Genomic DNA, 14,408 nt, shown 5'->3' on the forward strand with positions numbered 1-14,408 from the left:
ACTATTTAACCTAAAATGCAGACTCAATCACTATTTTTTTTGTAAAAATCCTCAGGATCCATTATTCCATTAGAGCCTGGTTTCTTTTCTATCGGCCGATCATCCACTATTAAACCAGCTTTTTTCTTATGATCTTGCTCCTCTTTAAACTTTGTTTCTTGTTTTTTTATCTCTACTTGATGATTAATTTCAAGCTCATTTTTTCGTAGGTCAATTTCTTTTTTTCCTTTCTCTATATCATTTTTAATATTAGCAATATTTCCTTTTGTTGACGCCTCTTTTGCGAGTACATTTTGAGCTGTATCATGTTTTATTTCTGCTCCTTCACTCATCGATTTAATCCGTTTGTCATTGGATTCATGTTCAGCAATTAAATCACTCGATGAGGGTAGATTTCCACCTGAAGCAGCTGCACCTTTAGCTTCGATATTTCCACGATTTTGAGAGTATTCACTCTCCAGTTTTGGTAGTAACCGCTCTTTGACAAACGATTGAGCCAAAGCATCCCTTTCTTTTGCCACACGGATATCACTGGTATTACTGAGTAATTCATCTGCTTGACTTGGTGCTTTTTGCCTGACGTAGCTGGCAAACTCTTGATCTAAATTACTGTCAATCTGCGCACTGTTATTTTGAGCGAAGCTCGCCATATCACTTAACTCCTTACTTTCCGTTAAGCTATTTGAGTATTGCTCATATTGGTTTTTCGCTACATTCAGTGTTGCAACAATTTGATTAATCTCTGAATTCGCCTCATTATCGTGTCGATTGGTTCCTTCCGAGATTTTGCTGCTATTGAGCATATCTAAGCCTTCAGTAAAGTCGCGGTTCGTTTGTGAACCAGATTCACTGCGTGTATCTTGATGCCTTGAACTTCGCTCTTGTACGCTGCTTTGCTTACTGTCCGTATCTCGGGTATTACCATCGGTATATGCTTGAGCTCCCCCAATAACTGGGAGTGATATCCCGCCTTCCGCTTTTGCCCCCATGGTTTTAGACGCATCAAAGCTCTCACTCAAGAGCTTGGCAAATGCCTCTTCATTGCTAATGTTGTCATTTTTTGCTCGCGTTTCTGTGGCGTTAATCACTTTCTTAAAGCCTTCGGCCTGATTGCCACTCAATCCCGAATCTGTAGAGGTTGATGCTGTTGCACTGTTACCAAATTGCTTAGTAAATTGTGACGCTTGATTCCATGCGGAATTCACTGAACTTTGGAACGCACTCAGCGACTGCGCGGCTTGAGTTTTAGCGAACTTCGCACTTTGTTGTAACGAACTCACCACTGCCTCACTGCCTTTAATGGATACCGGTAATCTCGACATCGCGCCACTGATATCCATCACTTCTTGGCCACTACTGGTTACCGTGCTGCTTGCCCCACTGGCCAGTTGCCGTGTCATCTGACCATCACGGAAGCTGGCATTGGTATCCCATTTATTGCCTGCTACATTCCCCGTTTGCATATTATTAAATGACCAGGTTCCGTCCGCCGCTTGTGAGGAAGTGGCTGTCGCCGAACTGTTGATGGCGGTGCCTAAATAGTTCCCCGCTTGCGCGATTGCAGGACCTAATCCTTTCACTATTGCAACTGCAATAAAGGGTATCGATATGGATAACCAACCGGCAATTAACCCGATATCACTGTGCATTTGTTGGATACTGGCTTGATTCGCCAGATTAAAATCTAAGCCGTTAGTTTTTCCCTGTAAGTAAAAACTGGTCGCATAATTTAAAATGGCAAACATCGGCGGCCAGGATTGCAGGTAAATGATGGACATGATGTAGTTGAATAACATTTTCACCGAAAGTGAATGAATGACCGCCAATAAGATAAAAATGGGAAATAACGCAATCACTAAGGATAACAAAATGGTATTCAATATCGGCACAAAAGAAACCGCCACTTGGGATGACGTCGCCCAACTTAATCGCATTTTATTGTATGACGACGTGGAGGCTAAGTTCACTAAACTGGCGGTATCGCCACTTTGTGCGCTGTAGGCGCTGATGCCATTTTTCAGCGCATTCATCACCACCGAATTTCGCATTAACTGACTGGCGGTTTCTGCCCCTTGGTAATAAAAATTATAACTATCCCCCATCATATTACTGTACAACACATTGGCATCAGGACGGCCGCCAAAGATTTGTTTCACCATGTAATTCCAGGTTTTTCCGCCCGTTTGTGTATCAATATTGAGTTTCGGCATTAAGACATGTTTCGCAATATCTGCACACGTCCAGAAACCACTTTGAGCAACCCCGTTCCCACCCACCGCGGCAGTGTTACCGTAGGGCACAATAATGCCACGTAAAGGGCTTGGTTTTTGGAAAATGAGCGTGTAAGGGTCACGGCTACTCATCAGCTCTTGGAATGAATATTTGTGGTTAATTAAAATATCCCCGATGACACAGTTTTTGGTGTAAAGACCCATCAATTCCGCCAAATCACCATCAACCATCATAGCATCACTGAGATTACCAACCAGGTTTGCCCCAAATAACATGCCGGTTTTACTGTACGTTAATGAGTCAGGGGTATGGAATATCGTGTCATACAACTCAGTCAATCCCGTGCCAATCGAGGTAATAAATTTAGCGGGGGCCGCTAACCCTAACGGGACATTGTCGACTAAGTAGACGCCTGTCGGGTTGGTGCGGTCAATAATTTGCACTGTCCGTTTCGGGACTAACAACACACTGGAGACCAACACAATCATCGCGGTAAATTTAATCAACTCCTTCGGGTCATGCGCTTTCATGAACGATATAAATACGGATACCGCAGAAATCGATAATACAATGCGGAACATGGAGTCCCATGTATCAGAGCCTATCAATGCAGCGACACCGTTGAATACTTGCATCATGTATTCACCGCCGCCGAGCACATAGACGGTATCTATCACGGCCATATTACGGCTCCTTTATTTTTGTGTTTCAGGATTGACGATATTGAAGCGGGTGTTTTGCATAAAACGTTCTTGCAGCTGACTGGAGGTTTGTTGGCGTAAGTAACTCATTTGTCGCTCCAGTTCAATCAAGACATTGGCCTTGGTGTTGACCATTTGTTGCAGGGATTCCAATTGGCGAGAGGCTTCGGCAATATTTTCCCGTAGCGGTTTCACCGCTTCTTCCATGTAATTTCGGCTTCCCATTGCCCCTTTTGCTTGGTCAATCAACTCCTGCAGGTACTGAAGTAAAATGTCATACGCAATATAATCAGCCAGGGCGGGTAATAAATTAGCTTGGATATTCAATTGCATCGGGTCAACCAAGTACTTCAAAATCGGGATAGAGGTACTTTGAATGAAGCCTTTTTCTTTGGCACTTAACCCCTCATCGCTGCGCAACTTGCCTTGAATGCCTTCAATCATGGTTTTGGTCATCGAGATAAGTCCATTTTTACTGCTGATGGTGATTTGCTTACTTTTTAGCTCCAAACAATCCACAGTAGAGACGCACCCTTCAATGGTCATGGTGCCGCCTTCCATTAAGGTTTTAATGAGTTCTTGCCGGTTCACTTTGGGAATGGTGCTTTTGACATTCCCCTTGGCATCAAAAATGAGTGTGCCTGTCAGGTTCATGACCAACTCTTTTAACTCGTTATCACCGGATAAAAACTGACTTTTGGCTAAGATTTCCCACATCAAGTTTTTATTCTGCATGATTTGGTCTTTCATGTTCTCAGGGGCTTTATTAAAGGCGTTATTCATCTGACCGCCGACCGTACACCCTTGACGGGAAGCCGCCCAGTCTGAAAACAAGTTGGTTTCTCCACCAATGTCTTGACAGATTTTTTGCGAAGCCACGCTATTGGTGGGCCACAGCCCGCCAATAATGCCTTGCGCGGCCTGACACGATGAAATATTCATACTATTGATATCTGACGCCATTTTTTGCACAAAGTCTTTTGCCGATTTCAGTTCAGGTACGGTGGTTTGCAACGCCAAATCAAATAAATACCCTGCACCATTGGTCATCATCTGTTTAATAAATTGCTGTAGCTGCTCACTGTTCATATAAGAAAATGACCCAAGGTACGCATCAATTCCCCCACACCCTGCATTGATGGATGGCGGTGTGAATGACGCAATTTGCAACTGCTTCACTTGGCTACGCAGGAATAAATTACCGCCTGTGGCATAGCCTGCGGCTTGCCCCTCCCAGGCGCGGGCGTCGGTGGCATTACCTTCAAAGCCCAACTTATTGAAGAAGTTGTTCATGTCGCTGTTCACATTGGCAACTGCCACCGTTTGGCTGAGTAATGCCGAACATATGACAGCAATGAGTCCTTTACGCATTGAGGCCTCCGAATTGAAGATAAATAGGCCAACACGAAAATAAGGCAGGGTTTATCGCCTTATTCCAGCAAGGAATAGGGTTAATTAAATCATTCATTGTGGGTAAACCTTATTGAGTGCCATTACCCGCAAAGTCATTGCGTGTCGGCATTAAATTTAAACGTGAGATTAAAGGGAGATAACGAACGAAATAGCTTTATTTCATTGAAGAATGAGAACCAAACTCGGTAATGAGTATCTTCTCAATAACCGCAAAATCATGGTTGATTGACGGCCGCCAGTAGCGATAATACCCTCGACGATGTCCACAAAGCCTCAGTGCAAAACACAATTGATAAGCGTCATTAAACCCGCCGTCAATCATCCATCCCCAGTTAAGCTTGGGTATCTACTTGATTATCACTCATCAGACGACCTCTATTTTTAAAGGATAAAAATAGGGGCAGGGTTAAATGCGTCTTTTGACTACCCCTATCCTATCCAACTATCACCATGACTTTTACTGTGTGGCTAACATTAAATTACTGTGGATACGGTTCATCACATCTTGCATATCCGTCAGCCCTTGTAACAGTGGGTATGTCCGCAATGTGTTCACCTCAACTAGAAATACAGAAGGTGTCACGACTTGCATCCCTGCACCAAAAAAAGTCTGCACCACCTCAGCGGGGGCAGGAATGGCATTGGGAAACGCCATATCGCCTTGACCATCGAGCGTGTACGCAAAAACCTTAAATCCCGTTTGCGCTGACAGTAAGGCTAATTGCGGGTCAAATTGTTGGCAGTACGGGCACTTAGCTTGCATAAACAACACCAAGGTATAATCATTTAAATTGATGACCTTTCCATTCGGTAATCGGTACGGCTTAACGGCAACCGTATTAATATTAGTTGTCCGAGTTTCTTCTTCAATCACCGTTTCACGTTCTGAAGGGGCTGTTTTATGGGCTTCAAGTTCCGCAATATCGTCCATTACACTCGCCTGTACCAAACCACTGAAAAATAGCATCATGGCCAGCATCATTATTCTCACGATGTTTTCTCCTCATCCTCCGGAAATACGGTTGGGGCTTTGATGCGCTGCCAGGCTTTAATCACGGCATAGAACATGCCCGCTAAACATGTCGCTGCCCCTAACGCAAAAATAAACACCATGCCCGTTTCTTGTATCATCTGAAGGGTTTGCTTTGTAGACTCACTTAAAACACCGTGGCGTATATCGATTAAGTAATGGATCAATCCATAAAAAATCAATGAGGCAAAAATCAACGTCATACCAAGGTAAATCAAGGTATTTTCAATTAATCGTTCTTTTATCGTGGGCTTTGTCATGTCTTTATCCTTAATAATTAGGCTTAAAATCCGTGGCTACATCTAAAAAGCGGCGTGCTAACGCATCTTGGGTCATAAACCCATACGCAAGCGGTTGGTAATGTTCACTTTTTGGGTCAACTAAGAACAAGGCAGGAAAATGGGTGATACCCATCTTGGCAACCTGCCCCGTATCCGGTCGCGTCTCTGGCAGGGCTTCACTGCGAACGCCATCAATCGATACGGAAATAAGCGCAATGTTGTGTGACTGCGCAAATTCCCGAACTACGGTGGCTAACTGGTTATCCAGTGGGTCTTGCCCGCGATAAAAGAAAAACACACCGTATTGAGACGACAACGATTGAATCGCGGCTTTTTCCTTATCTTGTAGCTGGGATAGTTGCAGTGGCACGGTACTGTTGTAATGGCTGTGCTCTAAGTTGTAATCAAGGGTAGGGTCAAGCAATAACCCCTTTTTTACTGACCGCTCAAATTTACCGGACTGCTCCAACCAAAAGCGCTGATACGCCATGTATCGCAGGGCATTTTGTGGAGACGGCTGCATAATCGCCGCATCTAACGCTTCTTCCGTTAACTTTTGCATTACCTTTTTTTGCACCGTCGGTGATAACGTCGAAAGCGGAATTTGCTCTGGCTCTGGCGGCTCCTCATCCTCTTCCGGTTGCGGCTCGTTATACCAGTGCCAACCGACGATGGGTTCATCCACATACGTTCGTGTTTCAACCCTTTCCTCATTGTTGGCCAATCCCGCTCCAGGTATCGCCAGACTGATGAGCAATATTAAAATCCGTCTTATCATCCTTGCCCTCCCTGACCTTGCAGGCCATTGGCGATTTGATTTTTCACGCGGTCAATCAGTTCTTGGTCAGCCGGAATATCGGTGCCTGATTCCAAATCGGAATAGAAATCCGCAAAGTTCAAGCGGTCAAAGTTAATGGCCTGCAACTCATCGACGGTAATACCGCGACAATCACTGTTTTTGGCGCTACCAAAACCAATGCGTAACTGCCCGCCACGCCCTTGCTCTTGCACGATTTTGGCGAGCTTACTGTCAAACACGCAGTAGGCTTCTTTCTTCTGAAGACACACCCCGAGGACTTTATTTGAGCAATAGGAGCCGACATAAATAGTCAGATTACGATTTTTGGCTTTACCGAGGGCTTTTTCTTCACTGTCACAGTGCGCCAGCCCCACATCACTCCCCCAACCGCCACTTTTACAGCAGTTATTAAACCCTGCTGCGGCTTTACGACAGGTATAACGCTGACCCGTAAAGGCCCTGACATTCACGTCATTGAGCTCTGCCACATCTTCCCCAGCAGCCGCCACAGCGGCTAACGCGGATACCGCTTTTTGGAAACTGTTCGCTTTGTCATTCTTGATTTGGTCACATTCGCCACTGGCACAAATCAGTTCAACACCGCACATTTTCCCGCCTCCCGTCAGCCCTTTTTCACAGGAAAACACCGCTTGCTCACGCAAACACGTACTGCCAACAGATTCAATGCAAGTGGTTTTCACAATGGTACAGGCGGGATTTTTCATGTAGTCACCGCAGCTGCCATTGTCTGCTGACTGCTTGGCGTAATAATCGGTGTACTGCCAACACTCGCTATAAACATCGTATTTTTTACCGCCCACCGTGACCGTTTTCGTGCCCCCTTTTTCCGTACATTGGGTTTCCACCTTCACTTCTTCGGATTTATCAAACGGACAGTGCTCAACCCATTCAATTTTCGGTGATGGCGTTTTAACGTTAACCGTCACCATCATATTTAAGGTTAAGGTCGCGGTTTTTGTCGACGCAAAAGCTTGATAGACCAATTCTTGAATACCCACCCGGCACAACTCGCCATTGTTACCGACACAAATCCGATTGGAGGCAATAATTTCTCCCTCTTTCAACGCCATATTTCGTGCATTTAATGTATAGCGACTTGCATTTAACATTTGAAACGTCGTATTCATAAAAATGACATGCTGATTAAATAAAAATCCCGAGTTCAGTGTTAAGGTTGCACTTTGAATGGTGCCCGTGACGGGGGATTTAAAAGAAAACGACCAGCGGTCACCATGCCAGTGGTAAGCAAAATCAGAGGGCGGCACAACAATCGTTTGGTTTTCCCACCCGTCAACCTCCTCCCAGGTGATTTTGGCTGTGCGAGTACAGGCTAAACTGGCGGCGGGCGTTCGCTCACATTGGTGTGACGTGATTTCAGTTTTATCCAGCGTCACATCCTGACACGGGACAGTAATTTGCCCGCTTTCCGACTCCGCCTTTTCTCGCATATCAATGCCCGCTTTTAAGAACGGGGCATCCAAATCCAACTTATCCGGTGGGCGATTTTTCATCACCTCCATCGTGGTTTGCCCCGCATCCGTCTCATTCATGGCTTTCATGCCCGCATTTTCCAGCCCCGAGGCTGCGCCTGATGTCACCCCGCCGTAATAGCCACTTTCTGACGGATTGGCGGTATAGTTCGGGATGATATTGGCGGGATTGGTGTTTTTTATCGTGTCTGTGCCTTTGTTTTTTAGGCCACTGGCAAATTCTGACCCGGCTTTATAATCATTGGCCGCAAACCCCAGTGACAGAGCCCCCACGCCACATAATGCAATCAATAACCGTTTCATTATCGTGCCCTCGATACCAGCCAATCCTGAGCAACCTGATGACAATCGCCACTGCTGGCAATCCGTTCAATGGCGGATACCAAACGAATATTGCCGTACATCACATCAAAGCCTTGCTCACAGCGCACCACCAGTGCAGGCACTTGCGTAATGCCGTATTGTGTAAAGGTTTTCGGGTCGATTTGTACGCCCCCCTCCCCGCTATCTTTGGTTAATTCAAATACCGCCGTGGCGGTTTTGCGAAAGTCATTGTCAATCAAGCCATTAATCAAGGTGGGGATACCAAGCTGCGTGGCCTCCGGCACCATCTGTTTGAGTCCCGCTTCAGGAATAGAAAACGACACAAAATAGATAAACGGACTTTCCTGAGCTGCTTGAGCTTTAGCCACATCGGCAACTTGTTGCTGCGCTTGCTGCTGTTTGGCTAATAAGCTATCAATCCAGGCTTTATCCTTGGCCGAAATTTCAGGGGGTTTAAAACCATCCGTCGGCAAGGACTGTTCGAGCATGGCCGCGCTTTGGTCGCGTAGCTGTTCTAAAAACTGTTGGTCATCCGTTAAGGCATAACCAACTGGCGCAAGCACCAAGCTTGCGAATAAAAAGAAAACGGATTTCATGAAGAGGACCTCGTGTTAGAGGAAAACGCAGTTACGTTTACGCCAGATGAGATAACCGAAGTTTTTACGACTGTTGGGTGAGGCATGCCCCGTTTGCCAGCGCATCACGGACCGACCAAAAGGATGACATTGCGCGGTATCCGGGTACATATTCACCATTTGATAGCGATAACGGTCTTTCGGGATAATCGGGGACGGATAGGTGTAGCACACCTCCTGATTTTTCCCAACGCTGTTCATCACCAACCCTTGCCGATGTAATTTAAACGCCATGCGCTCAGACAGCAGAACCGAGGAAGCCTGTGGGCTAAATTCATTCCCCGTATACCCCGTAAACGGATACATACTGCCTTGAGAACCCGCACACCAAAAGAGCGCATTTAAGGGCTTGCTGCCAATACTGGCAATCGCATCCGCAGCACACGCCCCTTGCGCGATAGGATTGGCAAACACAAACGCTTCAGGGGCAATAATCGACGACAACGAACTGTCATTCCACAAGGGATCTAACTCCGACAAATAGGCGATATCCATATCCCCGCGCTCTAAACAGCCTGCCGAGGTAATGATATTGAGCCAATAGGTCAGCGGGTATTTGTACCAATGCACATGGTAGAACGCCCCTTGAGTGGCAGGGTCATTTTGCGTACCTTTGCCCCCGCCCATTTTACCGACATTGATGTTAAAGCCGCCTAAATTCACCATGCAATACGGTGAACGCGTCACATCCGTTAGGGCAAAGGGCTCCCAATAGCCAATGGCAAGACCAATGCGGTATAAAATTCCCATCGGGCAAATCTGTATCGGCATCGAAGGGTTTTCTGTATCCGGTGCCACACCTGGGAAAACGGGGACATTACCAATGGTCATTGGAAACAGGCAATCCCAACAAATATCGGTGATCGGGTTGACAAAATTCCCCTCGCACATCGCATCGGCTTTGGCTAGCGTTGTCACACTCACACAGCCAAGGACGCAAATACTCAATAACCAACGGATGAATTTACTCATCGCCCCTCCTGCATTGCTACTGAGACGATTTTGAGTTTGTCGCCCTCTTGTGTGACGACGGCGGGAATATACTGAAGCCCGAGCTGACGACTTAAACTGCCCCCTTGGTCAAAGAACACACGCGTATTCAGCGCCTGTGTGGCCTCCTTGATATTGCCGTTGGTTAAAATGACTTTATAACGCAAGGTCGCGGGCTGCTGTGCATTCATCCACGCGATTTGGCGCGGATCATCCGCATCTAAAAAGTACAAGGTTTGCCCGAGTGCCACGTGACTGAGTGGGTTTATTTTGTCGCCTTGGCGGGCAAACACCACGCCATTGTGATCGGCATAATCCCCTTGAACCGTGAACGTCGGGTCGTACCACAGTGTGTGTGCTTCAGTATCCGTACTGAGCCAATCCACAGGCGGTGGACGCAGGGTATTTTCAATCACGCGATCTTTAAAATCCTGCTGCATCTGCGCGATTTCCCCCGTACCCTCCATCTGCTTTAACCGCCCCTGAATAAAGTCCAACATACTTTGCTCTTGAACGGGGTACACATCCCCCCAGACACCGAGATCTTTGGCGGTAACAAGATAAGGTAAACAAAACAAGACTGCCAACGTAGCGTGTCGCATTCGCTTCATTTCCCCTCCTTATTGCGCCATTTTGTCGACGATCGCGGCTTGAATATCGACAGTGATATCTTCTGCGCCCATCACCACCGCAGGGGTGACTAAAATCAGGGCCTGATGGGTGTGTTGGTACTCGGATAAACTGTCACTGAGCGCCACTTGAAAACGGTGGGTGGCTTCCGCGATTTGCTGTTCATTCAATGGGTTTTCTGCATTAAATTGCAGGGCCATCTGTTGCTGATACTGGTTGACCGTGCCTGTCATGTCGAAAGTGACGGTGACTGGGGCAAGCCAGCGCACCACAAACACCGAAATACTGAAACTCAGTACCACCGCAATGACCATAAAAAAGCTCATGGCTTTTAAGCATTGTTTGCGGCGACGGTTCATGCCCCGTGCAGGCGTTTTGACTGCCTTGTCGACTAATGTCGTGTTTGACTCTGCCATTGGGATAAGGTCTCCATTTCTTGTGGGAATTTGCGTTGAGCTAGTGCCAATAACGCCGCTTGTTGTGACAGTCCTTCCGCCATGCGGTTTTCACGAAATTGGAAGTCATCCCCATCGGTTGAGTACAATGCCCGGCTAATCGGATCGGTTACCAACCGATGGAATGAGGAGCGCCCCGCAATTCGCAGCATAAAGGCACTAAAGTGTGCATCCCCTGCGGCAGGGAACCCTTCAATAATGGTGCGTTCAACAGGATTGAACTGGTCGGGGTTCTTCTGATTGTATTTACGGAACGCTTCCATATTTTGGCGCAAGATAATTTTGAAGGAGGAGTTACTCCACGCGGCTTTCGCGGCGGTGCTGGCGCCATCACCGTCAAAGTCGTCAATCCCTTGCGAGATGGTAATGTAAGAGCCACCGTATTTACGGGCAGTTCGATAGCCGCCTTCAATAAAGTCGGCGACAAAGGAGCTCTTGTTATCCAGCAGTTTCCAACCTTCATCAATGGCCGCGAGTTTTTTGATACTGCGCGGAGTTAAATACATTCGTTGTTGGATGAATATCATCATGGAAAACATGACCGCCGCTAACAGGTCGGGCTTGTTTTGCAGTCCACCCATTTCAAGTACGGTAAAACGCACCTGCTCATTCAGTGCCGGTTTGTCACTGTTAAAATACGCCCCGTACAGCCCTTTGGTGGTGTATTTTTTCAATGCCACAATGATTTCTTGCATCTTATTTTGAACCGTACTTTGCGGATCAAAATAAGCGGCTTTCACTTCGGCTTCGAGGTAATCATGAACGTCATCAATCAGGACTTTATTCCCTTTACGTCCATTTGGCCCTTTTCCTTCCCATACCTCTTGAACGGCATTAAGTAAGATGGATTTGGACACGTCATCCATATCACCGGAAGGATTCGCCAACACGATGAGCAGGTCACGAATACTTTCTGCAGCCTCTTTAATGTCCACGACCCCCGCAAAAGGATTAAACTTAAGGTCACGGGCATCAACATAAACGCCCCCGAGGCTGTGACACAGTTCTTTATACGAATCCCCCATATCCAACACATACGCCCAACCGCCTGCATCAAGCACTTGACGAATAAGCGCTTGCATGAGGAACGATTTACCACTGCCTGACGTCCCACAAACGGCGGCATTAAAGTTGTCGTTACCGAGACCTGAACCCCGCTCAAAAATGTCGAGAAAGGAGAGTTGATGCCGATACGACGGGATAGGTAAGCCTTTTTGACAAATTCGATTATCAGCCACCACAGGCAATAAATTGGCGACATTAAAGGTTTTGGCCCTCAGCGTGCCGCCAGAACGTACCATATCCCCCCACAGCCCTTCTTGCATCACAAAAGGGAACAGCGCCAAGTAGTTGCGTAATTGCATAAAGGTCGGTGGACACAGCTTCAAATAATTGGTGGTGTAGGTATTCATCAACGCCATTTCTGCTTTTAACGCTTTATCATCATCGTCTTCGCAAAATAAAGTGATACCGTAACTGAAACGTGCGAGGGCAATTTGATTGGTATCCAGCCCACTCTGTAGCCCCTTCCACTCATCGGCTTTACGCTTAACCCCAGGCACCCAATTGATGTACTTGGAGTTAGCCCGACTGTTATTGGTAATAAATTTTCGCTTGGCCTCATTTTGGGTTTTCACCAAATCTTCAACATACACGGTCATGGTAATGGCGAACGGGCAGGACACACTGGACGCAGGATCAAGCAAATTACTCAAGTTATCGCCCGTTTGCCACAAGGCAAACTGTGTCGGGTTTTTCTCCAACATATAATTCATGATACGGGTTTGGCTTTTTTGACCTTTTTCCATCGATAACGACTGATGAATGGCGTCGGGGCGGATTTCTAGCGTTAACGAACGGTCAGCACATTGGTCGTTGAGCGATTCATACGGATCAACTTTGCTACTTGGCAATGAAATCTGGTCATGCCGAAAGTTGCTGATTTCACGTACCAGTTGCAGTAACCCTTTATCGTTCATTTGCTCACAGTGCAGGGATGCGCCAGCCAAGGACTCCATGACGATACTGAGGGTTTGATTTACTTTTTGTAACGTCAGGGCATCGGCTTTTTTATGCTCTTCGGCATAACACACAAACAAACGGTAATTGCGTAGTGATAACGGCAGATTGAGCTTGTTATCTAACCCCACCAAGGCACCGCGCTCGTAAAACGCACGCGTGATATGGTTAAACTTCTCCGCTTCTTCACCTTGCCACCCAAAGTCTTTCAGACCATAGCCTAGCTGTTCACTGATGCACTTACTGCCCAATAACATAAAGGTTAAGGGGATTTTGCGTGGGAGCTTATTACGCAAAAAATAATCCAGTGCATCGACAATTTTGTCATTGGCCCCCACTAAGGGTGTGCACTCTAACGCAAAACCAATGGTGGTTTTATTGATAAACAGACCGGATTTGGCATCGTAGTTGCGATACGGTAAAAGGCTGCAAAAGGAGGGGTAATCCATATTCTCCAATGCCTCTGCCGCCCGTTTATTTCCATCCGGCTCTCGCCATGCGGTAAATAAATTTTTGAATAACGCTTCTTGCAATGATACCGGTTCGGGCTCGTCATCAAACACAATGTCTTTTGACTTAGGGAGAAACGGGGCAAGTAGCTTATCGATTAAGGATGGTTTTTCGTTCATCTTACTGGACTCTCCACTGACCATCTTTCACCACAAAAGAGACAACCGCAGGCTGATACAGGTTATCTTGTTCATCTATCCACGGGGCTATCCATAAGCGAGCCGTCGTGGTCGGTAATCGTTGAGGCGGTGCCATACCAATATCACTCCAACTCGCCCAGGCTTGTGCCGTGTGTTGAATGGGGGGTAGTGTATTGGATGGCACGGATTTTTTAACGGATGCGGATGAAGGCTTGAATGCACCTAATGCCCCCACATTTTGTGAAGAAGCGCGATTATCCTGCACCACAGTACGAACAGACTGAGCTGGAGACGCGGTTGTCACAACTGGCACAGTCGGGGTTGCCAACGGTGCTAACCGCGGCAGTTCGACTCGCTTTTGGGATATGCCCTCCCCATTAGCAGGATGGTTCCACGTGAAATTTTGCTGTGCTGCCTTTTGATTGGCTTCTTCCATCGTCATGCAGCTATCTTGCGCGGTGGCATTACAATCAAAGGAATCTTTCATGCCCGCTGTACAACCGGCGAGCAAGGTTAATGCGCCTAGAATTAGGAATTTTTTCATAAAATGAACCTTATAAATGAATGACAAAAAGAAGTGTTTTGTGGAGAAATAACGATGAATTTGTGTCGCCGCTTATTCAGTGACGAATAAAAATATTTTTATTCATAACCATTTAATTAAATACGGTTAATTAACGGATAATCATGTACTTTTTGAGACAAGTGAGTTTCTAGGAATTTGAATTTAAACGAAAG

At 46.5% G+C, this 14,408-nt stretch carries 12 protein-coding genes; all 12 read right to left on the reverse strand.

Annotated features, from left to right (window positions below):
- Positions 1–23: 23 nt before the first annotated feature.
- Positions 24–2,915, reverse strand: coding sequence for a conjugal transfer mating-pair stabilization protein TraG (traG, locus tag M1F26_RS19660; protein ID WP_220693749.1), 2,892 nt, complete (start codon positions 2,913–2,915; stop codon positions 24–26).
- Between the two features lie 12 nt (positions 2,916–2,927).
- Positions 2,928–4,304, reverse strand: coding sequence for a conjugal transfer pilus assembly protein TraH (gene traH, locus M1F26_RS19665; protein ID WP_140172752.1), 1,377 nt, complete (start codon positions 4,302–4,304; stop codon positions 2,928–2,930).
- Positions 4,305–4,803: 499 nt separating this feature from the next.
- Complete coding sequence (trbB, locus tag M1F26_RS19670; protein WP_257468655.1) at positions 4,804–5,328, reverse strand: type-F conjugative transfer system pilin assembly thiol-disulfide isomerase TrbB; 525 nt, start codon at positions 5,326–5,328, stop codon at positions 4,804–4,806.
- Between the two features lie 5 nt (positions 5,329–5,333).
- Complete coding sequence (locus tag M1F26_RS19675; protein WP_071548969.1) at positions 5,334–5,636, reverse strand: hypothetical protein; 303 nt, start codon at positions 5,634–5,636, stop codon at positions 5,334–5,336.
- 10 nt (positions 5,637–5,646) lie between these two features.
- Positions 5,647–6,435 (reverse strand): type-F conjugative transfer system pilin assembly protein TraF, encoded by a 789-nt coding sequence (gene traF, locus M1F26_RS19680; RefSeq protein WP_140172753.1) that lies wholly within the window; start codon positions 6,433–6,435, stop codon positions 5,647–5,649.
- Complete coding sequence (locus tag M1F26_RS19685; RefSeq protein ID WP_140172754.1) at positions 6,432–8,270, reverse strand: conjugal transfer protein TraN; 1,839 nt, start codon at positions 8,268–8,270, stop codon at positions 6,432–6,434. Before M1F26_RS19685 ends, traF begins: the two co-directional genes overlap by 4 nt.
- Positions 8,270–8,887 (reverse strand): type-F conjugative transfer system pilin assembly protein TrbC, encoded by a 618-nt coding sequence (gene trbC / locus M1F26_RS19690; protein WP_220693746.1) that lies wholly within the window; start codon positions 8,885–8,887, stop codon positions 8,270–8,272. Before trbC ends, M1F26_RS19685 begins: the two co-directional genes overlap by 1 nt.
- Before the next feature lie 15 nt (positions 8,888–8,902).
- Positions 8,903–9,898: a conjugal transfer pilus assembly protein TraU gene (gene traU / locus M1F26_RS19695; RefSeq protein WP_140172756.1), complete on the reverse strand. Its 996-nt coding sequence runs from the start codon at positions 9,896–9,898 to the stop codon at positions 8,903–8,905.
- The gene (gene traW / locus M1F26_RS19700; protein ID WP_220693753.1) at positions 9,895–10,518 is read right to left on the reverse strand and encodes a type-F conjugative transfer system protein TraW; all 624 of its coding nucleotides are present in this window, start codon (positions 10,516–10,518) and stop codon (positions 9,895–9,897) included. Before traW ends, traU begins: the two co-directional genes overlap by 4 nt.
- A gap of 18 nt (positions 10,519–10,536) precedes the next feature.
- Positions 10,537–10,962, reverse strand: a complete 426-nt coding sequence (trbI, locus tag M1F26_RS19705; RefSeq protein WP_140172757.1) for a type-F conjugative transfer system protein TrbI — start codon at positions 10,960–10,962, stop codon at positions 10,537–10,539.
- Positions 10,938–13,649, reverse strand: coding sequence for a type IV secretion system protein TraC (traC, locus tag M1F26_RS19710; RefSeq protein WP_140172758.1), 2,712 nt, complete (start codon positions 13,647–13,649; stop codon positions 10,938–10,940). The genes trbI and traC overlap by 25 nt, the downstream gene beginning before the upstream one ends.
- A 1-nt stretch (position 13,650) precedes the next feature.
- Positions 13,651–14,214, reverse strand: coding sequence for a type IV conjugative transfer system lipoprotein TraV (gene traV / locus M1F26_RS19715; RefSeq protein ID WP_140172759.1), 564 nt, complete (start codon positions 14,212–14,214; stop codon positions 13,651–13,653).
- Positions 14,215–14,408: the final 194 nt, after the last annotated feature.

Source organism: Providencia sp. PROV048, from assembly GCF_033688165.1.
Classification (GTDB): Bacteria; Pseudomonadota; Gammaproteobacteria; order Enterobacterales; family Enterobacteriaceae; genus Providencia; species Providencia hangzhouensis.

Bases quoted from the DNA above. Each gene is read 5' to 3' on its own strand.
- traG (WP_220693749.1), bottom strand. From the start codon at position 2,915: ATGGCCGTGATAGATACCGTCTATGTGCTCGGCGGCGGTGAATACATG.
- traH (WP_140172752.1), bottom strand. From the start codon at position 4,304: ATGCGTAAAGGACTCATTGCTGTCATATGTTCGGCATTACTCAGCCAA.
- trbB (WP_257468655.1), bottom strand. From the start codon at position 5,328: ATGATGCTGGCCATGATGCTATTTTTCAGTGGTTTGGTACAGGCGAGT.
- M1F26_RS19675 (WP_071548969.1), bottom strand. From the start codon at position 5,636: ATGACAAAGCCCACGATAAAAGAACGATTAATTGAAAATACCTTGATT.
- traF (WP_140172753.1), bottom strand. From the start codon at position 6,435: ATGATAAGACGGATTTTAATATTGCTCATCAGTCTGGCGATACCTGGA.
- M1F26_RS19685 (WP_140172754.1), bottom strand. From the start codon at position 8,270: ATGAAACGGTTATTGATTGCATTATGTGGCGTGGGGGCTCTGTCACTG.
- trbC (WP_220693746.1), bottom strand. From the start codon at position 8,887: ATGAAATCCGTTTTCTTTTTATTCGCAAGCTTGGTGCTTGCGCCAGTT.
- traU (WP_140172756.1), bottom strand. From the start codon at position 9,898: ATGAGTAAATTCATCCGTTGGTTATTGAGTATTTGCGTCCTTGGCTGT.
- traW (WP_220693753.1), bottom strand. From the start codon at position 10,518: ATGCGACACGCTACGTTGGCAGTCTTGTTTTGTTTACCTTATCTTGTT.
- trbI (WP_140172757.1), bottom strand. From the start codon at position 10,962: ATGGCAGAGTCAAACACGACATTAGTCGACAAGGCAGTCAAAACGCCT.
- traC (WP_140172758.1), bottom strand. From the start codon at position 13,649: ATGAACGAAAAACCATCCTTAATCGATAAGCTACTTGCCCCGTTTCTC.
- traV (WP_140172759.1), bottom strand. From the start codon at position 14,214: ATGAAAAAATTCCTAATTCTAGGCGCATTAACCTTGCTCGCCGGTTGT.